Source organism: Bifidobacterium sp. ESL0745, assembly GCF_029433335.1.
Classification (GTDB): Bacteria; Actinomycetota; Actinomycetes; order Actinomycetales; family Bifidobacteriaceae; genus Bifidobacterium.
The window spans coordinates 1,361,606-1,383,340 of the sequence record NZ_JAQTHX010000001.1 but is presented as its reverse complement, the minus strand read 5'-3'; the positions used below and the strand labels follow the sequence as shown (position 1 = coordinate 1,383,340).

The window sequence follows — 21,735 nt, the reverse complement described above, 5'->3', positions numbered from 1 at the left end:
ATAAATATTACAAATAACCAGCCCCGGCAAGCCGGCCGAAAATCGTAATTGTTACCAATTGGAAGACAGGACAACATAGTGCTGGACGTCAACGCATTTGACAAACTGAGGATCGGACTCGCCACTACCGAGGACATCCACAAGTGGAGCTACGGCGAAGTCAAGAAGCCGGAAACCATTAACTATAGGACTTTGAAGCCTGAGAAGGACGGCCTGTTCGGAGAGCAGATCTTCGGACCGACCCGCGACTGGGAGTGCGCCTGCGGCAAATACAAGCGCGTCCGTTTCAAGGGCATCGTCTGCGAACGCTGCGGCGTGGAGGTCACCAAATCCCGCGTCCGTCGTGAGCGCATGGGCCACATCGAGTTGGCCGCACCGGTAACGCACATCTGGTTCTTCAAGGGTGTGCCGAGCCGTTTGGGCTACTTGCTCGACATCGCACCGAAGGATTTGGAGAAGGTCATCTACTTCGCGGCCTACATGGTCACGAGTGTCGATGACGCCCAGCGTCAGCAGGATCTGCCGGATCTGCAAGACGAATTCGACACCGAGATCGCGCAGCTCAACAAGCGTCGCGACAATGAGATCGAAGAGCGCGCCAAGAAGCTTGAGGCCGATATGGCCGAGCTCGAGGCGAGCGGCGAGGCCAAGGGCAGCGCCAAGTCCAAGATGCGCAACTCCGCCGAGCGCGAGATGGCGGCCATCCGCCAGCGTTACGACGACCAGGCCCAGAGGCTGGCCGCCGTGTTCGACCGCTTCAAGACCTTGAAGCCGGGCGACATGGAAGGCGACGTCGACCTGTGGCAGGAAATGGTCGATCGCTATGGCGACTATTTCGAAGGCTGCATGGGTGCCGAGGCCATCAAGAAGCGCCTGCAGGACTTCGACCTCGAAGGTGCCGCCAAGCAGCTTCGCGAGGAGATCGACACCGGCTCCGGCCAGCGCAAGGCCCGTGCCCTGAAGAGGCTCAAGGTCGTCAACGCCTTCCTCACCACGGACAACAAGCCTGAGGCGATGGTGCTTGACGCCATTCCGGTTATCCCTCCGGATCTGCGCCCGATGGTCCAGCTCGACGGCGGCCGTTTCGCCACCTCCGATCTGAACGATCTCTATCGCCGCGTCATCAACCGTAACAACCGCTTGAAGAGGCTCATTGAGCTCGGCGCCCCCGAGATCATGCTCAACAACGAAAAGCGCATGCTGCAGGAAGCCGTCGACTCCCTGTTCGATAACGGCCGTCGTGGCCGTCCGGTCACCGGCGCTTCCAACCGCCCGCTGAAGTCGCTTTCCGACATGCTCAAGGGCAAGCAGGGCCGTTTCCGTCAGAACCTCTTGGGCAAGCGCGTGGATTATTCCGGCCGTTCCGTGATTGTCGTCGGTCCGTCGCTGCGTATGCACCAGTGCGGTCTGCCGAAGCCGATGGCCTTGGAGCTGTTCAAGCCCTTCGTCATCAAGAAGCTCGTGGATCAGAACTACGCGCAGAACATGAAGAGCGCGAAGCGTTTGGTCGACCGTCAGGACTCGTCCGTCTGGGACGTGCTTGAGGATGTCATTTCCGAGCACCCGGTGCTCCTGAACCGTGCGCCTACGCTGCACAGGCTCGGCATCCAGGCCTTCGAGCCGATTCTGGTCGAGGGCAAGGCCATTCACCTGCCGCCGCTTGCGTGCGCCGCATTCAACGCGGACTTCGATGGCGATCAGATGGCCGTCCATCTTCCGCTGAGTGTCGAGGCACAGGCCGAGGCCCGTTCCCTGATGATGGCTTCCGACAATATCCTGAAGCCGGCAGACGGCCACACCGTCACGATGCCTTCTCAGGATATGATTTTGGGTCTTTACTTCCTTTCCACCGTTGTGGAAGGCGCCAAGGGCCAGGGCCGCGTGCTCGGTTCCCCTGAGGAACTGCGCATGGCCGTTGACCGTCATGACGTCGACGTGCAGGCCAAAGTGCTGGTGCGCCTGCCCAAGGATTTCGTGCTCCCCAAGGATTGGGAGCCGGGCGAACTCAAGGTCGTCAATCCCGAGCCAGGCAGCCCCGACGTGGTCAAGGAGGAGCGTTTCAAGGACGGTTCCGTTCTCTTCGCCACTTCCTATGGCCGTTTGAAGTTCAATGAGACACTGCCCGTCGACTACCCGTTCATCAACGAACAGGTCGCCAAGGGCAAGCTCTCCACGATCGTCGACGACATCGCCACGCGTTACTCCACCGCCCAGGTGGCCGCGACGCTGGACGCCCTGAAGGATCTCGGCTTCACCCGCGCCCCGTGGTCGGGCGTCACCATGTCCTTCTCCGACATCGTCGAGCCGCCGGAACGCCTCTCGATCATCCACGACTACGAAGGCCAGGCCGACAAGGTCAACGACCAGTACGAAATGGGTCTGTTGACCGAAGAGGAACGCCGCCAGGAGCTTATCAACCTGTGGACCGAATGCACCGACAAGGTCGCGGACGCCATGCGTGAGAACTTCAAGGACGACAACAACGTCAACATCATGGTCCAGTCCGGAGCCCGTGGCAACTGGATGCAGATTCGTCAGATTTCCGGTATGCGAGGCCTGGTGGCGAACCCGAAGGGCGAGATCATCTCCCGTCCTGTCAAGTCCAACTACCGCGAAGGCCTCTCCGTCCTGGAGTACTTCATCTCCCAGCACGGCGCCCGCAAGGGTCTGGCCGATACCGCACTTCGTACTGCGGAATCCGGCTATTTGACCCGTCGTCTCGTCGACGTGGCCCAGGAGGTCATCGTTCGCGAGGAGGATTGCGGCACCAAGAAGGGCCTGACGATGAAGATCGCCGACCGCGATGAGGACGGCAATCTCGTGCTCGTCAAGGACGCTGACGGTGGTCCTTATTCCCGTCTGCTTTCCGAAGATGTCATTGACCCCAAGGACGGCAAGACCGTGCTCTACAAGCGTGGCGATGCGATGTCCATGGACGTGCTGCGCGATATGGTCGCCCATGGCGTCGAAGAGGTCAAGGCACGCAGCGTGCTGACCTGCGAATCCAAGCGCGGCGTGTGCGCGAAGTGCTATGGCTGGTCGCTGGCCACCAATCGCCTGGTCGATGTCGGCGAGGCCGTCGGCGTCGTCGCGGCTCAGTCCATCGGCGAGCCTGGTACGCAGCTCACGCTTCGTTCCTTCCACTCCGGCGGCGTCGCTTCCGCTTCCGATATCACCCAGGGTCTTCCCCGTGTCACCGAGCTCTTCGAGGCGCGTACGCCTAAGGGCGAGGCGCCGATCACGGAGTATCCCGGCACCGTCAAGGTCGAGGATTCCGACCATGGCCGCACCGTGACGCTGACCCCGGACGATTCGACCGTCGAGCCGATCACCTATCCGGTGACGCGCCGCGCACCGCTCTTGGTCAAGGACGGCGACCACGTTGACACCGGCACCCAGCTGATCGAAGGCTCCGTCGATCCGAAGAAGATCCTTCGCATTCTTGGCCCCCGTGCCGCGCAGGTCAATATCGTCGAGGGCGTGCATGACGTGTACCGCTCCCAGGGTGTGGATATCCACGACAAGCACATCGAGGTCATCGTCCACCAGATGCTTCGCCGCATCACGGTGATCGATTCCGGCACGACGAGCCTCCTGCCCGGCGAACTAGTCGATCAGGCCAAGTTCCGCGACGCCAATATGAAGGCCGTCAAGGAGGGTGGCAAGCCCGCCGCCGGTCGTCCGGAGCTCTTGGGCATCACCAAGGCTTCGCTGGCCACCGATTCCTGGCTTTCCGCCGCGTCGTTCCAGGAGACCACCCGTGTGCTTACGGAGGCCGCTTTGGAGCAGAAGTCCGACGAGCTCAAGGGCTTGAAGGAGAACGTCATCATCGGCAAGCTCATCCCTGCCGGCACCGGACTGGCGCGTTATCGCAACGCGACGGTCGAGCCCGACAAGGCCATCCGCGACACCATCTACCCGAACTTCGGTTTGGGCGGCGACACGGCGGCCACGGACTTCGGCGAGGGTGGCATGGACGATATGGACTTCTCCAATATCGACTTCGGCGACCTGAAGCTCGGCGACGACTTCAACCCTGATGACTTCCTCAATGATCAGGGCGGGGCTGGTGAACTCGGTGGCGACACCGATTTCGGCGCAGGTTCCGGTTCTGACGCTGGTTCCGATGGTGGTGCGGACAACTCCGGTTCGCAGGCCTGATTTGTAGGGCGGGTGCTCGGTTCGGCTGAAAGACCGGACCGGTTAAACGTCTGAATTTGCCCCGATGTGCTTTTGGTGCACCGGGGTAAATTCATATGTGCTGAAATGCGCCGGTGCTTCCGTCATTGCGGCTGGGGATGTTGTGGTTCTACGATAATATGACAAATATGAGCGCTTTGCCTTTTCCGCCGCCTCCGGAATTCGGATGGTGCGACGATGATGTTGCTGATGCATACACGAGTGAGCGTGTAACCGTTCGGTCTGTACAGGGGCAGTTTGAGCCGACCGCACCGACTGCACAGGGGCAGCTTTCTCAGGGATCGTCCGACCAAGCCCAGTTCGGGGAGTCTACGCAATACAGATCGTTTGACCGAGAACCGGACACAGAATTCTTGCAAGGTCAGGAGCAGCCTGCCGAATCTGTCTATGGTTCGGTTTCCACACAGCCTCCGCAGACATTGGAAAGTGAGGTCGTGGCGGTTCGTCAGAAATCTGCATCGGATGGCCCGCAGACTTTGTCTGTTCCGACAATCAACAGCAATGGTGGTATCAAGGATTGGGACGGGACGGTGCTCTCGGCGTCCTTTATGTCGCAAAAGCCCCAGAAGAGGTACCGTTTGCACAACGACGTCACCGGTCAGGATATTCTTCTCGACAAAAGTGCGTTGCTCGGCCGCCACGTTTCGGCCACGGTGCCACAAGGTGCGATGTCCGTGAAGATCGCCGATCCCACCCGCACGGTTTCGCGCAATCATGCCGCTTTGAGCTATGACAAGGACGGGGCGCTGTGGGTCGAAGATTACGGTTCGCTCAATGGCACGTATATCATTGACGGCAATCGCGAGCAGCAGGTCAAAGGCAGCCCTGTCCGGCTCACCGCTCCCATGGTCTTGCGTTTCGGCGACCAGTTCTTCAGGTTGACTGAAGACAAAGACTGATTCGCCCGTCGCATTTTCGGAGCGCGGACTGCTTCTGGCATTTAGTGATGCATGGAATAATACATGTCCCGTTATCTCGGCTTTTCGGAAGATAGCGGGACATGTATTTACTTAACGGTTATGAACTGACTTGAATATTGTTGGGGCAGCGGGCTGGTTGGCCATAATAATGGTTCAATTTCAGAACAATATTGCCGATCACTGACGTATGGCCAGTGCCGCGTCTATGGCCGGGTCGTGCAGCTGGGCGAGCCATTCGAGAAGTTCGGGATAGGTGTTGGGGTTCCGGGCAAGGCACGGGCGCAGCTCTGGGGCGTATTGGGCGATTTTTGCGATGGTCATCTGATCGGTGTGCGGATCGAGCGCTTGTTCGGCTGTGTACCCGTATGCATTCGTGGTCACCGGTGTCTGGTGTGCGTAACTGTCGGCGGGGGCAATTGAGGCGGCTGGGGCGGCTGAAGTGTCTGGTTGGGAATCAAATTTGGAATCAGATTGGGGATCGTATCGCAAATCATATTGATTGGTGCCCCTGTATTGGGTTTGGGCCTCGCGCTGGTCTGCGTAATAGCCCATGCCGGGGTTTTGTTGTTGAGCTGAAGTTGGATACGACGCGCCTGTGGCTGGATACGACGCGTTGGCCGCCGGTGAAGCTTGGCCCGGAGCATGCGCTTGGGCTTGGTTCTGATATTGGCGTTGAGCAGCGACTTGAAATGCGGCCTGAGTCTGGCATTGGTCTGAGGTTTGATATGGATCTTGAGTTTGGGCCTGATGCAAGTTTTGAGATGCTTCCTGAGTGGTGGCTTGCGGACCTGCCTCACGCGGCGAGACGCCTTGTTGCGGCACATCGAACCCCATGGCCTTGAGGGTCTGCCGGGCACGGTTGTCCCCGAACTGCGCCAGCCATCGTTTGAGTCCTAGATAGGCGCGTGGGTTCACTGCCACGTTGGCGCCGAAATCCGGGTTTTCATAGGCGATTTTCGCAAGCATGACAGGGTCGGCGTTGGGATCCTGAACCGTTGCGACGGCAGTGTCGTAATCAACCATGGCGTTCATTGCTCTTTTCTTGTCGGATGGACTTCTTGGCGCCATCCTGCTTTGCTGCTCTTGTTGGCAGTATTGATCCGCTTTATGATTATAACGGTTGGTTTGTCTAATTCGTCATCGGGTACAGAAGCGTGAAACCAGGCCAACCTGACCTACGTGTGGAGGCTGTCCAGTGTGACATCGCCGATGGTCTCTAATTCCTCTCCGTCATCAAGTTTGCTGGCGCGCCAAGGCCTGCCGCACCCTTCGTTTGGCCACACGTCGACGACCATGACGGTGATGTTGTCGTCGCCGCCGGCGTTGAGTGCGGCTTTGATAAGGGTATCGACGGCTTGTTGGGGGTCGGGATTCGCCGCGTTGATCGCCGCGATCCGTTTGTCACTGACCTCCGAATACAGACCGTCCGAGCAGACAAGGAAGCGACCTTGCGGTACGACCGCATAGAAGTCCGGCTTGATGCCTTGCGGTGCGCCTATGCATTGGGTGATGATGTTACGGGGAATGACGGCATTGGCCATTTGCGGCGACATGAGCCCGGAATCGATGGCCTGTTGGCGCTGGGAATGGTCCTTGGTGATATGGCTTATCGAATCGGCTATCGGCTTGCCCTGCTCGTCGCAGTCGAAATGATAGGTGCGCGAATCACCGACATTGATCACGTACCAAAGCGGAGCCTGTTCACTGCCGTCCGCCGTGGGGTGTGCGGGAAGAATGATGCCGGTGGCGGTGGTGCCGGACACGCCCCCAAGTTTCTGCCCCAATTGTGACACGTCGTATTGGGCGTCAAAAAGTGCGGATTCGATAATCTTCCTGGAGCGTATCGGTTCATTGGCGACCGACTTGAAACGCTCGATGGCAAGTGCGCTCGCGTGTTCGCCGCCAATGCCTCCGCCCATGCCGTCACAGACGATGTAGACACCCGGTGCGTTGAGGGCACTGTCCTGATTGTTGTTACGCTTTTTGCCGGTGTCGGTGCCCAAGGCCGCATGAATATGTGGATGTTCCGTCATCGTCATTGACCTTTCCGCCCGGCTGGTTTGCGTTTTGCGCTATGTACATCTGCCAGTATATACGTGCGTTTTGTCGTATTTGTTGCCAAGGTTTCCTCGATGTTGCCGCCGGCGGTCGTTGATGCTGATCTCCTTGACTTTTTAAGGTGCGGATGCGGCATGCGTAACACTCCTTTAAGCGAAAGCCGGGTACGCAGGCGGCGCAGGTGTGGTTGGGCGGCAAGCATGGATTTGCGCATCGACTTCACCCGTTGCCAATAGTCTTGTGAAGTGTCGTCTTCAGGTTTTCTGCCTGAGAAGATCACCCAATCGGCCTCGCGGGAGAGCAATTTCAGCTCCGGCAAATCAACAGGCTTGCGAATTGTTGATTTGCCGGCGGTCATGGTCTGTTCCTCGCTTTCAAGAGCCGTTTCGATTTGCTTCAGCCGATGCCGACGTGTCCCTTGGACCGCGATGCCGCTCTGTTTGGCGAGCATGTCGATCGCTGTCCAGCCCGACGCGATGCGTTGTTCCGGAGTGCCACGCCGGGCCATGACAGCCAACTGAATCGCCTTGATCACAAGGATCAGCGTGCAGATAATCAGAAAAATCCATAGCGGGCTGCCGCAGATGGCGACTTTCTTTGAGATTTCGATGATTTTCATCAAAACAGCATTACTGTTTTCGTTCCCCGCGTCCGTTCCGCCAAGCGAGGACTGGTCGCGCGCCTGGGCCTGGTCGTGAAGAGGATCGACAAGTGGCACTGGCGGTTGATGTACGAGGGTTTTGGGTTTGGGCAGTGACAGATTCTGGTTTTTGTCGGGCGTCTTCGTCTCTTTGGGCGTGGGGTGGAAGGGCACCCAGCCATAGTCTTTGAAATTGATCTCGACCCAGGCTTCGATGTCGTTGCCGGTGAAGGTCATTTCGCTGATGCCGGTGGCGTCGCGTGTGGTGCGCGACTTGGAGATATTGCCGTCTTTGTCTTTGGGGACGAATCCCAGCACCACGCGTGAGGGCAGGTTCAGTTTTCTCGCCATCATCGCCATCAGCGAGGCGTATTGCTCGCTGTCGCCGACCATGGCACCTTCGCCCAGCATCGAATCGATACGGAAATTGCCATGGCCGGGCAGGGACGGGTAATCGCCGGCAAGGCCGTGGGAGAACCAGCCCTTGGTTTTGAGTGCAGTGGCCAGGGATTGGGCGGTGGTGCCGTCGCTCGATTGTCGGCCGGTCAGCGCGGTGGCGAATTTGCTGGCGTTGTCGGGTACGTCCCTGGCTTCTGGCTGACCGATGCGCTGGGCGTGGGATCGGGCGATCTGCTGTTCGGTTGGGGGATTGGCGATGGTGCCGAATTCGGTGTAGATTATGCCGCTTGCATCGCTACCCGTCACAATAGCGGAATGGGTGCCGGTGTTGTAGTAAAGATTTCTTCCGTCCAACCTGATTGACGAGGCGGTGCCCGCCAGTGGCAGCCATTGTTCCGAAAACCCTTTGCCGACTTTGAACGTGGCTTTGAACCGGTCGCCGTTTGTGTTGGCGCTATTGTTGCCATTATTGCTACCACTGGCAATGTTCTCGCCGATCTTGCGATAGTCGGAGGAATCGTCGGCATCCGAGGAATCGGAGAAGTTCCAGACGTTGCCATCGAAGCGGTCCATGACGGCAAGACGGACCGGCGTGCCTGCTGGAAGGCCAGAGACGGTGAGCAACGTTTCCTTTTTGTGGTACTTGACATAGGAACGCATGCCGCTTAGCGGACTGGTGTATTGATGCGGGTCGAGCGGCGGATTGTAGTGGTCGCGCAGTATCAGGCGGTGCTGAGGGGCCACGAAGGTGGCTCCGAAGGCAAGAGCAATGGTGATGACGAGGATGACGACGATGCTGACCGGCCGACGGATGTCGAAAGATTGCCAGCGCCAGGCCAGCCAGACGGCAAGCGCAAGCATGGCTACGATGCCGCATGCCTGGCGGGCGACGCCGTGGGAGGTTCCCAAAAGTGCGCTCGCGACAAGATTCAGCGCCAGAGGAAAGACAGTGATCAGGTTGATTTTGCTGTTTGTCGAAACCGCGAAGACTCCAGCTAGAAATGCTGTGAAGAGATTGAGCGTCCATAAGGCCATCAGGCTCCCATTGGCGCTGCCGATCGGAGGGGAAACGGCGATGACATATTTGAACGCGCCGAACGTCTGCGTGAACCCTTGACTCAAGGTGGTCAGGGTCGGCATGATATGGGCAATGGTAGTGGCGTTCAGGGTGAAGACCGGGCCGACGATGAATTGCGCAAATGCAAGAAAGACGATCTGCCACCAAAGTCTCAAAGCCGGATTCACGCCGGCCAACGCGATGAGAGCACCCAATGCAGCGGATGGAATGGCGGCTACGGTCCAGACGCGAATACTGCCGTAGACATCAATAAGATTGGCGGAATCAAGGCAGGTGATGATTGACACGAAAAGAACGCCGATGGCAGCGGTGGCCCAAGAATGATGAACGGTGGCCAATGCACGTTGATGTAGGTCGGTTCCGCCGGATATCGGCATGATGGGGCTTGTGCTTGTGCCAGACCAGGTGGGCGGAAGGTTCGTTTTGCGGGCGTTCTCGCTGCTCATTTCAGTGCCTCCATGATCATCGGCAGGTCATTGAGGGCCGAAAACGTGGCAAGGGTGAAATCATCGTATTGGTGGATGGTGTTTTCGGCTGCGGGATCGGTTTGAAGCATGACACAGATTGATTGTCTGTCAAGTGCCGAGGCGATTCGGTGCAGGCGTTCAAGGTTGGTCCCTGAGCCGATGACGAAGAAATAGAACGAGGCACTGGGGCTTGCGGCCAACGTGGTCAGCGCGAGGTTCGGATTCTCGTCCATATCCGGTTTGACGGCGCTCATCCAGTCGAGGAACCGTGTTACCGACTGCGCAACCAGCGTTTCCGAGACAGCATGAATAGCCAACGGTCGGTCTTCGATGAGGCATTCGGCACCGATGGACGCAGCAACGCTGACGGCCAGTTCGAATTCGTTCTCGCCGGAATAATCGATCGGGTTGACGCCGAGCGTGATCGAGGTGTCGGTGCGTTTGCTCGCCTGAAATTGCCGGACCATCATCGTGCCGGTTTTGGCCGAAGAAAGCCAGTGAATATTGCGGGTGTCATCTCCAGGGCGGTATTCGCGCAATCCGTAGAAGTCAAGGTCATCGTCGACCACTTGTCCGGAGAGGCTGCCTTCCAGATCGCGAAACATTCCGGAAGCCAGCGTGTTGAGAACGACGGTTTTCGGGTGGATAAAGACGGTGGATGATTGGGTGAGCGATTGCTCGTGACGAACGATGCCGAAAGGGTCGCCTTTGCTGATTTTCAGCGGGCCGACCGGAAGCACCGCGCGCTTGGTGGCGCGAAAAGCGACCTGCCGGTCTTTAGATTTTCCGGGGGCAAGGATGGGAATGCGGGAATGCTCACTTCTGCCGCCCATGGGCAGGTCGCTGCGTACCGCCATGGTCGGGCTTTTGGTGTGGTTCGAGACGTTGAGATACACGCTGACCGTATCGCCGACCTGGATCCGGTTTTCGGAAACGGAAAGCATCACGTGGAATCTTGTATTGCCCAATGACATCAGGATGCCGCAGCCGAGTAGGATAAGCCCGATGACGCCACAGGCCAATAGCTCATGCCATCCGAAGGCTGGGAATGCCGCCAGGCATACCACCGTGATGCCTGTTACCGACCAGCCGAGCGGTGAGATATAGGAGGTCAGCCATTTTGGAAGTGTCTGTCGCCATTTGTCCATGTCCCGACGCGCCTTCAGCCGCAAGCGTGAAAAGCGAAAAAAGCGGGTGTCGCCGTCTTGCGCCGCTCCTGACAGACCGCCTTCAAGGTGGTTTTCATGGGAGCCTGGGGCAGTGGCGGAAAATTCGGACACTGCAATCGGAATCTGGCGTTGGTCTGAAGAGGAGTACATGGTGTTGCTTTCACTCTGCCATGGTCGGGGCCGGAATGGATTCGACGATTTCACGTACGATCGTTTCGGCTTTTTCTCCGCGGAAGGCGGTCTCGGCATTCAGGATGATGCGGTGGGCGAGCACGGAAACTGCCAGATCCTGCACGTCGTCAGGGATCACGTAATCACGACTGTCGGCGGCGGCCCAGATCCGTGCACAGCGTGTCAGTGCCAAGGCCCCGCGCATGGAGGAACCCACCCGCAGCTTCTCGTTCAATCTGGTCGCCTCGATGATGCGTTCGATGTATTCGAGGATACGGTCGTCGACGTGTACCAGGCTCGCCGTCCTACGCAGGCGCACGATGTCCTCGCCGGCGAGGATCGGAGAAATGGTTTCGGCTCGGTCGCTGATGTCGAGGTCTTTGAGGATACCGATCGACACGTTGTGGCCGGGAATGCCGATCGATGTCCTGATAAGAAAACGATCCATCTGCGCTTCGGGCAGCTTGTAGGTGCCCAATTGTTCCAACGGGTTCTGGGTGGCGATGACGATGAACGGCTGTGGCATGGCATAGGTCTTGCCATCCACAGTGGTCTTTTGCTCTTCCATCACCTCAAGCAAAGCGGACTGGGTTTTCGGCGAGGCGCGGTTGATTTCGTCGGCCAGCACGATCGAGGCGAAGATCGGGCCGGGACGGAATTCGAATTCACCGGATTTCTGGCCGTAGAACGTCACGCCCACCACGTCGCTGGGCAACAGGTCGGGGGTGAACTGGATGCGTTTGAAGGAGGTGTCGATGGAGTTGGCGAGACCGCGTGCCAGCTGGGTTTTGCCGGTGCCGGGGTTGTCTTCCAGCAGGACGTGACCGCCGACCATCAGCGCTGTGACACACAGTTTGATGGGATCGGGCTTACCAACCACGACTTTGCCGACGTTGCTGACCAATGCGTCGAAGGAACGCTTGAATTCGAGAATGGAGGCATCCGAGGGCTCGATAATCGCCGATTCGGTCGCGGTTTTCGACGACGCGGACGTATCCGACGAAGTCGCTGCCTTGCGCTCGTGCGTTGCGTTCGGACCTTCACCGAGACGCGGAAAATGGGTGGCTTCGGACAGATGCGTGGCATCCGAGATTTCTGTCTCTTCGCTGGCCTGATCTGCCTGGTTCGTGCTCATCGGTTCTCCTTTACATTTGTCGTGACTGTTTGATGTGTAGGCTCTTCGTTACTTTCGGATTCGAGGACATGCACGCGTGCGTAGGGGGCACACGCGTGAAGGTTTTGCTTTCCTGTTGCGCGTTGTGCCGTTCGTATTGCCGTTCATGTTGGAGCTCTACGTTGGTTGGGATCCTTGGCGATGCTCATGCTCACCAGGCGTCGTTGAAGGGTGGGGAAGGCGTCGGCGAGATTGAGCGATTGCGGCGTTGCGGGAATGACGGGTTCAGTGTTGTCCGACGGTGTAGTCGGTACTGTTTCGTCGGGTGGTGTGGTTTCGTCGGGTGGTGTTGTACCTTCTTCGGGCGGTGTTGTGTCCGGCGGCGTTGTCTCGCTGGGTGGGGAAGGCAATTGGGGCAGGATCTTGCGCGTGTTTGCGAAGGCGCTGTTGCCGCCGTCTTTGCTGGCGTTGAAGGCATTGGGATCGACCCCGCCGTCGCCGATGACATTGATGGTCCAGGAATAGGCGGCATTGTCATCAGGGTATTTCTGTGACGCTGATGGACTTGCAGGTTCCGGGATGACGCAAGTGGCCGGAGTGCCGGGCCATCCATGGCATGCCACATCATCCTTGCCTTTGGCGTGGAGGGCGAATACGACCTGGCCATGACCATAGTCCTCAACGGATCCGCCGGAAATGTTCAGGATATTGCGATCGGTACTTGACCAGGTCAAATTCAGACCAGCGGTATTGATTTTCGCCTGCTTTTTGTAAATCTGCTCGCCTACGGCGTTGGCGTCGGCAGTCGGTCCGATGGCTTCATGCAGCATTTGGGCCACGGACTCGTTGCCGCAGCCTGCCCACGGACTGATGGGGTAGCTGAAGCTTGTATGTTCGGCGTCACCCACCGAGCCTTGGTGTGTTCCTGAGATCCGGTAACCGGTGCGTTGACCGTTGCCGTCCCAACTCAGCGTGCATATGCCGTCGTTGAGCCTCAAGGTTGCGTTTGAGGGCGTTTTGATATTGTAATGCGGAGTGTAGGTGTTGCTGTCGGCGCTGGACTGATGGGCGTTCCTTTTCGGGACGATTGTCGCGTTCACGCTCATCGGCTTGTCATAGTCGTCGGTCGACAGACCGAATGTGGTGTTTGATTCGTTGCAGTCGAGCGTGCCGTGTCCGGCGACTGTGATTGCCTGGCAGCCGGCGTTATGCATATTGCCGGGTTTGACGACCACTTTCATGCGATTCTCGTCCGGTTGACTGAGGGCGACTTCTGGGGCATCCGGGTCGCCCCAGGCCGCAATGCCACCTGCAGACGCCACTGGGCTTATCGGTCCGTCTCCGGCGCGGTTGTGGCCGCGTACGGTGGCGATGAAAGTGGAACCGTCGTTGATCTCTCCATTTCCGAGCTCGAAGGTCTGGCTCAGCCCACTCGTATGCTTGATTTTCCCGTTCATGCTCACGGTATAGTCGTCGGGTTGGCTTCCGGTGTAGCTGGGCGCATTCCAACTGACCGTGATTTTGTGGTAGCCGCCGGTGACCACGATGCCGTCTGGTGCATCGGGCACTTTATCGGGAATCGAGTCGACGGCGTTCGAAGGGTTCGACCAGCCTGCTTCATTCCTTGCCTTGACGCTGAACGAATAGGTCTTGCCGTTCGTCAACCCGGTGATGGTGCATGTGGTCACGGACCCGCAGGATTGGCTTTGCCCGTCATAATCGACCTCATACTCGCTGATGGGGCTGCCGTTGGCCGCTCCCGGCGTCCAGCTCAGGTTGACGGCACCATCGGCTGGCAGGCCGGCGACTGCAGAGAGCAGTGGCGGGTCTGGCTTGTCGATCACTGAGATGGTGATGGTGGTGCTGGCTTCGCGCTCCTTGGTGTGTGTGGCGTCCTGCACATTGACCACCACCGTATTCGACGAAGCACCGATATCTGTGGCGGCGTGGATTGAGATGGTGCCCTTGGCCCCGCAGCCGACTTTAAGTTTTGCGGTGTCGTCGGCCTGGCAGCCGACTACAGTAAGCGGCGTGCCGGGGAACGGATTGAATGCTCCGGAGAGAATGTCGATGGAAGCATCATCTCCGGCGTTCATACGTTTGTGCGTTCCGGGGATCTGAGCCAGTGGCCGTGTGGATTGCACCACCTGTGCTGTAAGCCCTGCCGAAACGGTGCCGTCGGAGTATTTGATGGTGATCGGGATGCTCACAATCGATCCCACGGTGGCGTCGGCCGGGGCCTTGATGGTGAGTCTGCCGTCGCTATTCAGGTGTGATTCAACCGGCCCCGAGGCCTGACCGCCGGAATATGAATAGTCCTTTTCGTCTTCGTCAAGGCTGCTCGGGGCATGGGTAAGGACTTTCAGATCGATCGTCTTGGCGTCCTCGCCGGCTGCGACGCTGATGGTAGGAGAGGAAAACGTCGGCGCCGGCACCTTACGGCCGATGACGGTAATGGGCAAGGTCAGCACGGACGAATTGATGATTTTGGCTTGTTTGGAACCGTTCTTATCCTTGCTGTGGTCGTCGCGTTTGGCGTCGGAAACCGTGAACGTGATGGAGGCCGGGCCGGCGTAATCACGCGGAGCGGTGAACTTCAAGGTCTGATCGTTGATGTAATAATCCATGTTGCCGCTTTTGGTGGCGCTGATCGAACTCTTGTCGACGTAAGGGGTTTTGCCTGGGCCGACACGCACGTAGTCTGCGAGGTCGATGGTGACGCTGTTTTTGGCGTTGACCTTGATCGGCGGTGCTTTGGGCCGCAGCATCGGCGGGAAGACGCCATACTGCGGAACTTGTACGAATGCCATTGAGGTGGTGTGGTAGGTGGTGTTCGTCACCGTGTAAGGCACGCTTCTGGCCTCGTCGGTCAGGTCGATGCTCACCGTGGTGGATTTGGCCCCATCCTTGAGTCTCGCATGGTCGGAAGCTGTGGAATCGATGCCGACCTTGAGTTCTTCGGCGGTGCCGGAGGGGTTCGCGATCCACTGGGAAAGGTTGATGTCCACGGATTTCTTGTCAAGCGTGGCTGCTGGGGGCACCCGGTAATCGTAGGCCGTCGGCGGTTCGATCGGTGCGTTCGGGTTGGCGACAATGGTCAGGGTTGCGGTATCGGTCAGGCCTGCCTTGTCTTCGACGGTATAGATGATGTATGACGTTCCTGCCTGGGATGGGGTCCTGAATGAGATCATGTTGTCACTGGCGATAGCATCGACGCCTTGGGTCTGCAGATTTTTCCGGATTGCAAGGTCGGTGTTGTTGCCAGAGATGTCATTCTGGGTCACCGGCACGTTGGCTTCGGTATTTGGCCGCAGCATCACCTGGTCGTCTCGTGCGTATACCCCTGAATCGGAGGTGCCTTTGTAGACGCCCATGCGAATCTGGGCTTGGGCTCGCTGACCGGTCCAATCCTCGACGGCGTAGGAGAAAGTGTCGGTGCCCGACGAATCGGCGTAGGCCTCATAAACCATGTAGTTGGCGCCGACTTCGTTGATACGTCCTAGTTTCGGGTATTTGTCGCCCAGACCGAGCAGGGTGTCGTCATCGCCATCGGCGTCGATGCCCGTCAAGGTGATGGGGATGCGGACCTTCTGTCCGGCGGCTACCTGCGCCTGCGTATCCTGCGGGGTCGGGGCCGCCTTGTTGTCGACATTCTTTTCATGCACGGTGATGGTGATGACGCCGGAGGCCACATTGCCGATGTTGTCGTGCACGGTATAGATCACCGGATAGACGCCGGGGATATCAGAAGCCTGGTAGCGTACGCTGTCGCCTGAGACGAAAACCAGTCCTTTGAAAGTCTTCTTGTCGAATTGCAGTGTGTTCTGCAGCTTTATGGTGGTGCCGTCGGGATGCGAGACGTGATCGATTGCGTCGACGCCGACGATGCCGCCGGTGCGCACATTGACATTGACGTTGGCCGCTTTCGGCGTGGCGTTGGCGGTTGTCAGGGCGGGCGGCTGAAGTACGATGGTGCCCCGTGACGAGCCTGCGGCATTGGTCACCGTATAGGTGAGTTTGACCGGTTTGGTGGGGATTTGATGGGCGGTCATATAAATGCGCTTGTGTGCCACCAGACCGGTTTTGATTCCCAACTTCGGATCGACGTTCACCGAAGAGATGGAAAGCACGCCGCCCATGGGGTCGGTGTCGTTATCCAGCGGCTCGACAATGGCCGTACGATCGGCTCCCAGAAGCCCCACGTCGTTGGCGGCCACAGGTTTTGCGGACTGGCCGGCCACCGGCGCTACTTCCAAGCGCGCTAGCCCTTGAGTTTCGATGCTGCCTTGGCTGACGGTATACGGTACATAGTAGGTGCCCGGGTTGCTCGCCTTGAAGGTGAAGGAGCAATCTGCCGGATTCGTTGAGGTGGTTGTGCCGGTTGGCGTATTTACCGCCGAAAGCGTTGGTGGTTGGATGCTGGTTCGATGCACGTAGGGTTTAAGGTCAACGGTTGTGGAGGTGTCCGGCATGGTGTTCCTGCTCACTGCATCGATCAGTGCCGGCAAGGTGTTCGCCGGTCGTACCGAGAAGTAGACCACTCCTTTGCCGACATGCGTTCCGTCGGAAACGAAGACCTCCACGCCTACACGGCCGCCCGTCAGTGAACCGGTGTTGAAGATGAGCTGTCCGTCGGCGCGCGTGGAGACGATGACTTGGTTGTTGTTTTGTGCCGCGGCCGAAACAAGGGTCATCGGGTCGCCTTCAGGGTCGGTGAAGCTTCCCAAGGCGTTGAACGTGAATGTGGCGCCTTGCTCCACCTCGTATTCGGGAGGGGTATCGCTCTGCAATGGTGCGAGGTTCGAAGTGCCGCCGGTGATGTTCAGATTCACGGTCGCGGCGCTGCTCTGTCCCCGTCCATCGTTGATTTCGTAGGTGAAGCTTGCCTTGCCGATACTGGCGCCGGTGGTGTCTAGCTGCAGATAACGGCCCGAATAGATCGGCGAGACGATGATTGACGTGCCTGAAACGGGGCCGATTTTGGTGATATGCAGCACTGAGCAGTCGCTTTGCTCGTCGTTTCGCAGCACGTCAAGGATTTGCTGGGCGCCCACGCGTGTGCCGAGATCATCGTCCTGTGCCTTGATCTCGCCGGATTTGGTCGAGCAGGTAGGTCTAAATTGCGCCTGGTTGTCGGCGGAATCGGAATTCTTCTCTTGATCCGTGGTCTTCTTGGTTTTGATCTGACGCCACTGAAGTCTGATGACTTTGTTGGATTCGTCGGGGTTCCACACGTTGCCGTTGGTCACGTCGTTGAGGACCACAAGCCGGTGGTTGGTGCGGAAAACGAGCTGGGAAGTTGGGCTGATGGACTGCAGCGTCTGCCATTGGGCTTTGCCGGAGTCTTTTTCTTGGGATTTCCCGGAGGCGCTACTCGGTGAACACAGGCGGATATAGTTGTGCGCCTCCTGTGAGAATGCGGCATAGACGCAACCGTTGGAAGATACGGGCTGTGCAGGGTCTGAGGTGCCTGCGTTCATGAATGCGGAGGATTTGCCGCCGTGCCTGAAATCCACAGTGAAAACGCCGTTGCATGCGCTCGCTTCCACCCAGTCTCCTTGGGCGTTGTCGCTGGCGGGAGCTTGCAGACTGACCGGTCCTTGCGAATCAATCTTTGCGCTGCCGCCTGGCCACATGATGTGTTGTTTCGCTGCAATGACCGGTCGGTTCTCGATCACGGTGAAGCTTTCGGCGTTGACCCGTTTGCCGCCGGTGAGCGATTCGAGTGTTGTTATGGTGCCGCGGATGTTTTTCATTTTCAGAACGGTCCCGTCTGCAGGGCGGTATCCGTAGACCGTGCCGTTGCGGTCGATTGTGACAAGCCCATGGGCCCCAAGCCGCATTTGGGGTGAAGAAGTCTTTGGCGTTATGGAGTCTAGGTTGGCGGAATTACCGATCCAGACGCTGCCGGTTTTTGGGTTTGCGAACGCAGTGGTGCCTCCGTTGGTGAATGTCAGGATGGAATCGTTGATTTCGCTTTCGCCGTGGATGGTGAGGTTCGAAGCGCGGATACCCTGTGCCTTGGCTGTGCCGGAAAGCACCACGTCGTCATCGTACTGGCTTATGTCGAAGGTTGCGGTGTTTGGCGAGACGGCTCCGTTGGCCTGCTGAAGCTTGACGTTGAAGCGTGCGGCCTTGCGGTCTTTCAAAGAGGTGACCCAGACCGTTCCGTCGTCAAGATGAACGTGAGTGCGGGTCAAGGTGTTGATGATGATGGCCCCGGCGACGATGCCGAGCAGCATAAGCAGGACGAGCGCCGGAGTAAGCCAGCGTCGGTTTTTCCCTGAATTCAGGCATCGCAAAGTCAGGCGGATGGGTCTATTGTCTCGATCATTATGTGGTACCGTCATTGGATGCCTCTTTCTCGTCATTTGTTCTCTATGGCAGGGTCTCAACCGAACCCGTTGCTGTATTGCATTTATGGCTTCTTTTATGGGCTTTGTTTCGTGATGGCGCAGGCTGTCGTTGGTGAATCGGACATGCGTCCGTCAGGCCTTATGATGCTCACCTGAATGCATGTCTGGGGCTTGGTCTCCTCGGATTTTACTAAGACTTTGGTGTCATGGACGACGGTCATGTGCGTACCGGGTGCCGTCGATTCGTTTTCGATTTCGGCCCATGCATAAGCGTCGCCCTCTTCCGGCTTCGGGTTGTCCCAGGTGAACGTCACGTTCCGACCATCGGATGTTCCGATGAGATTCACGGCCTGTGGTACCGCGAGGTTCGCATCCTGCCGAGTGACGCCATCCTTTTGATTGTCCTGATTGTTGTCATCTTCCTGTTTGTTCCCTTCGCTCCTGATGTTTGACGGGCTTTTGGGATTCGCTGCTACCGTGGTGTCGATATGGATGCGCTCGCCGGATTTGCCGGTATCCGTGCGCGGAATGATGACGAGCGCAAAGACAGCCACGATGATTGCCGCCACGATTACCGTTGCCAGAGCTATGATCAGAGGCTTTTCCGACTGTTTGTGCTGGTGCATGGGTGCGCTTTGCACTCTGATTTGCCGCTGTGAATGTGGCAATTGATGATGTGTCGGGAATCGCGAGCGGCCTTCGGCTATCAGAGGAGTTGTGTTGAATCCACAATCTTTCTGCACCTGCTGCAAGGCGCGCCCGAATTGCAAAGCCGAAAGATAACGGTTTTCCGGATCGTTGGCCATAGCTTTAAGGAGAATCCGTTCCACTTTTTCCGGCACATCGGGAAGGGCGTGCCTAGGCAGTGTTTTCGAGACGATGCATTGTGCCAATTCATTCTGAGTACTCGGATGAAAAACGTATTCGAAAGGCGATTTTCCCACCAAAAGGCCATAAAGGGTGGCCGCCAGCGAGTAGATGTCGGAGGTTTCCCTGCCACCGCCTTCGCCGGTCAGCACTTCCGCCGGTGCCCAGGGTATTGAAAATCCGGTGCGTGATTGTGCCTCGTAAATTCCCGTCGAAATACCGAAATCGGACAGTGCGGGCTGATTGGACGAGGTGACGAGAATGTTGGCAGGTTTGATGTCGCGGTGGATCACACCGTGGCTGTGCGCGGTCTGCAAGGCTCCGCATAGTTTTACACCGAGGTCGAGCATTTCGTGGACTTCAAGCCTGCGGTCGCGCATGATCATCTTGTATGAGCCATGCGGCGCATATTCAAGGAGAAGATAGGGAAGGCGGGTTTGTGAGATCAGTCCTGAGCCGTAAATCGAGATAATATACGGGTGGTTGCAGAGCGAGGCCATGACTTGAGCCTCTTTTCTGAACCCCTCGTAGAATCTGCGGCCCTGTTCCGACTTGCCTACTTTGACGGCGACATCGCGGTTCGGATTGCGTTGATGATACAGGTACACGTCGGCTGTCGAGCCTGAGTCAAGTTCGCGGATGAAATCGCAATCCGGTATTGTCGGTGCCGTCATCGCTTTCCTCCCTCACAATCAGTTGCCATACATTTCGTCTGTAGTAGTCAACCTTGTAAGTTTTGTCGGAGCTTGTCAAGGGATATCAAGAAACCTTGAATCGAATTCAGGGAATCTTGATATTTTGTGATTTAGCCTTTAGGCGACCATTTTCTTGTGAGAATTCGTCAACGTGTGAGAAATCGTTCAGCTCGTTGGCGTCAGCGATTGTTTTCTCACATAGTGCCGCTGGGTGTAAAAGAACGTTCACTCGTCGTTATTGGCATGTATTGATAACAAGAGAAAATGATACAGAAAATCCGATTGGCTCCGTAGGCTGGAGGCATCGGTATCTAAAAAGCTGACAAAGGAGCAATATGGTATTGCATCGTAATCTCGGTCCGTTCGACACCACCGCCATCGGTTTGGGCGAAATGCCGCTGACCATCGAAAACAATTTGGGCGAGGCCAAGGGCATCGAGACCATCCACGCCGCGCTCGACGCCGGATGCCGTCATATCGACACCGCGTGGTCCTATTACTGCTCCGGCGGCGAGGTTGAGACCGGCGAAAAGCTGGTGCGTCGCGCCATGGAAAGCTGGGACGGACCGAAGGACGAAGTCACCATCGCCACCAAGGTCGGCCACTTCCGCAACTTCGCCGATGATGGCACCACCCCGACGTGGGGCGTCAACGGCCAGCCGGAACACCTGATCGAGGCCGGCAAGCAGTCGGCGCTCGCCCTCGGCGTCGACACCATCGACCTGCTGTATTTCCACCGTCCCGATCCGTCGGTTCCCTACAACGAATCCGTCGAAGCCATCAAAGAGCTTTTGGATGAAGGCGTGGCCAAGGAAGCTGGTATTTCCAACGCTTCCGTCGAGCAGATCGATATCGCCCGCGGCATTTTGGGCGACAAACTGATCGCGGTGCAGAACCAGTTCTCGCCGACTTATCAGTCCACACGTGACACGCTCGATTATTGCCAGAAGCTGGGGCTCGCGTTCGTGTGCTGGAGCCCACTCGGTGGCTACCGCAAGGCCAAGGACGAGACCAAGTACGATCCGTTCCGTGAGGTCGGACGTGCACATGGCGTCAGCCATCAGCAGGTCGTGCTCGCTTGGGAGCTGAGTCTGGGCAAGCATGTCTTCGTCATCCCCGGTGCCCATCGCCCCGAAACGATTCTCGACAGCCTCAAGGCCGGTGACCTCGAACTCGCCGACGAGGAACTCGCCAAGCTCAACGGCTGAGCCGCTGATTGGCGAACAAGGCTGATTCGATTTTGCCGGTCGACATCAACTTTTGAATGGCTGGTGGGCCGGCACGCTTCGTAATCAGCTCTTGGAAGGTGTAATTTGAGAAGATCATGTTGCACCTTTTTGTTTGCGGTGGTATTGGTAGACGCGTTGTTTCCAGCACTCTGCACACATTTATGCTGGAAAAGACGTAAGAATAAGTCAGGAATGCGTTGTTTCCAGCAGCATAACCCTTATTAGTGCTGGAAAAGACGTAAAAGATGGCATAGAATGCGTTGTTTCCAGCACAATAGGCCAAGTTGGTGCAGGAAAACACGTATTCGATTTCCGTTGCAGCACACGAACGGGATGCCTGGTGCGTGCCCCGACACCTTTCGGACTGTGGCA

General features: G+C 57.7%; 10 protein-coding genes. 3 read left to right on the top strand and 7 right to left on the bottom strand.

What is annotated here, in order from left to right; genetic code table 11:
• The first annotated feature begins 78 nt into the window (after positions 1-78).
• Together PT275_RS05450 and PT275_RS09225 are read left to right on the top strand one after the other, a co-directional pair.
• Entirely contained in the window at positions 79-4,161 is a 4,083-nt protein-coding gene (locus PT275_RS05450; protein WP_277153047.1) for a DNA-directed RNA polymerase subunit beta', read from the top strand.
• 167 nt (positions 4,162-4,328) lie between these two features.
• On the top strand, positions 4,329-5,099 hold the full coding sequence (locus tag PT275_RS09225) for an FHA domain-containing protein (protein WP_348519507.1): 771 nt from the start codon (positions 4,329-4,331) through the stop codon (positions 5,097-5,099).
• Between the two features lie 198 nt (positions 5,100-5,297).
• On the opposite strand, the gene PT275_RS05440 is transcribed toward PT275_RS09225, so the two are convergent.
• The 7 genes from PT275_RS05440 to PT275_RS05410 all read right to left on the bottom strand — a co-directional run bounded on the left by PT275_RS05440 (position 5,298) and on the right by PT275_RS05410 (position 20,113).
• Complete coding sequence (locus tag PT275_RS05440; RefSeq protein ID WP_277153045.1) at positions 5,298-6,152, bottom strand: hypothetical protein; 855 nt, start codon at positions 6,150-6,152, stop codon at positions 5,298-5,300.
• A 143-nt stretch (positions 6,153-6,295) separates the two neighbouring features.
• Positions 6,296-7,153, bottom strand: a complete 858-nt coding sequence (locus PT275_RS05435; protein WP_277153043.1) for a serine/threonine-protein phosphatase — start codon at positions 7,151-7,153, stop codon at positions 6,296-6,298.
• Positions 7,154-7,155: 2 nt separating this feature from the next.
• Positions 7,156-9,741, bottom strand: coding sequence for a transglutaminase-like domain-containing protein (locus tag PT275_RS05430; RefSeq protein WP_277153041.1), 2,586 nt, complete (start codon positions 9,739-9,741; stop codon positions 7,156-7,158).
• Positions 9,738-11,081 (bottom strand): DUF58 domain-containing protein, encoded by a 1,344-nt coding sequence (locus tag PT275_RS05425; RefSeq protein WP_277153039.1) that lies wholly within the window; start codon positions 11,079-11,081, stop codon positions 9,738-9,740. The genes PT275_RS05430 and PT275_RS05425 overlap by 4 nt, the downstream gene beginning before the upstream one ends.
• Before the next feature lie 10 nt (positions 11,082-11,091).
• The gene (locus tag PT275_RS05420) at positions 11,092-12,237 is read right to left on the bottom strand and encodes a MoxR family ATPase (RefSeq protein ID WP_277153037.1); all 1,146 of its coding nucleotides are present in this window, start codon (positions 12,235-12,237) and stop codon (positions 11,092-11,094) included.
• Between the two features lie 143 nt (positions 12,238-12,380).
• Positions 12,381-18,566, bottom strand: coding sequence for an Ig-like domain-containing protein (locus PT275_RS05415; RefSeq protein ID WP_277153035.1), 6,186 nt, complete (start codon positions 18,564-18,566; stop codon positions 12,381-12,383).
• A gap of 80 nt (positions 18,567-18,646) precedes the next feature.
• Positions 18,647-20,113 (bottom strand): serine/threonine-protein kinase, encoded by a 1,467-nt coding sequence (locus PT275_RS05410; RefSeq protein ID WP_277153033.1) that lies wholly within the window; start codon positions 20,111-20,113, stop codon positions 18,647-18,649.
• A 356-nt stretch (positions 20,114-20,469) separates the two neighbouring features.
• On the opposite strand from PT275_RS05410, the gene PT275_RS05405 reads away from it, so the two are divergent.
• Positions 20,470-21,342 (top strand): aldo/keto reductase, encoded by an 873-nt coding sequence (locus PT275_RS05405; RefSeq protein WP_277153031.1) that lies wholly within the window; start codon positions 20,470-20,472, stop codon positions 21,340-21,342.
• Positions 21,343-21,735 lie beyond the last annotated feature (393 nt).

Excerpts from the sequence above, each read along its gene's own strand:
- PT275_RS09225 (WP_348519507.1), top strand. The coding sequence starts at position 4,329 with ATGAGCGCTTTGCCTTTTCCGCCGCCTCCGGAATTCGGATGGTGCGAC.
- PT275_RS05440 (WP_277153045.1), bottom strand. The coding sequence starts at position 6,152 with ATGAACGCCATGGTTGATTACGACACTGCCGTCGCAACGGTTCAGGAT.
- PT275_RS05435 (WP_277153043.1), bottom strand. The coding sequence starts at position 7,153 with ATGACGGAACATCCACATATTCATGCGGCCTTGGGCACCGACACCGGC.
- PT275_RS05430 (WP_277153041.1), bottom strand. The coding sequence starts at position 9,741 with ATGAGCAGCGAGAACGCCCGCAAAACGAACCTTCCGCCCACCTGGTCT.
- PT275_RS05425 (WP_277153039.1), bottom strand. The coding sequence starts at position 11,081 with ATGTACTCCTCTTCAGACCAACGCCAGATTCCGATTGCAGTGTCCGAA.
- PT275_RS05420 (WP_277153037.1), bottom strand. The coding sequence starts at position 12,237 with ATGAGCACGAACCAGGCAGATCAGGCCAGCGAAGAGACAGAAATCTCG.
- PT275_RS05415 (WP_277153035.1), bottom strand. The coding sequence starts at position 18,566 with ATGACGGTACCACATAATGATCGAGACAATAGACCCATCCGCCTGACT.
- PT275_RS05410 (WP_277153033.1), bottom strand. The coding sequence starts at position 20,113 with ATGACGGCACCGACAATACCGGATTGCGATTTCATCCGCGAACTTGAC.
- PT275_RS05405 (WP_277153031.1), top strand. The coding sequence starts at position 20,470 with ATGGTATTGCATCGTAATCTCGGTCCGTTCGACACCACCGCCATCGGT.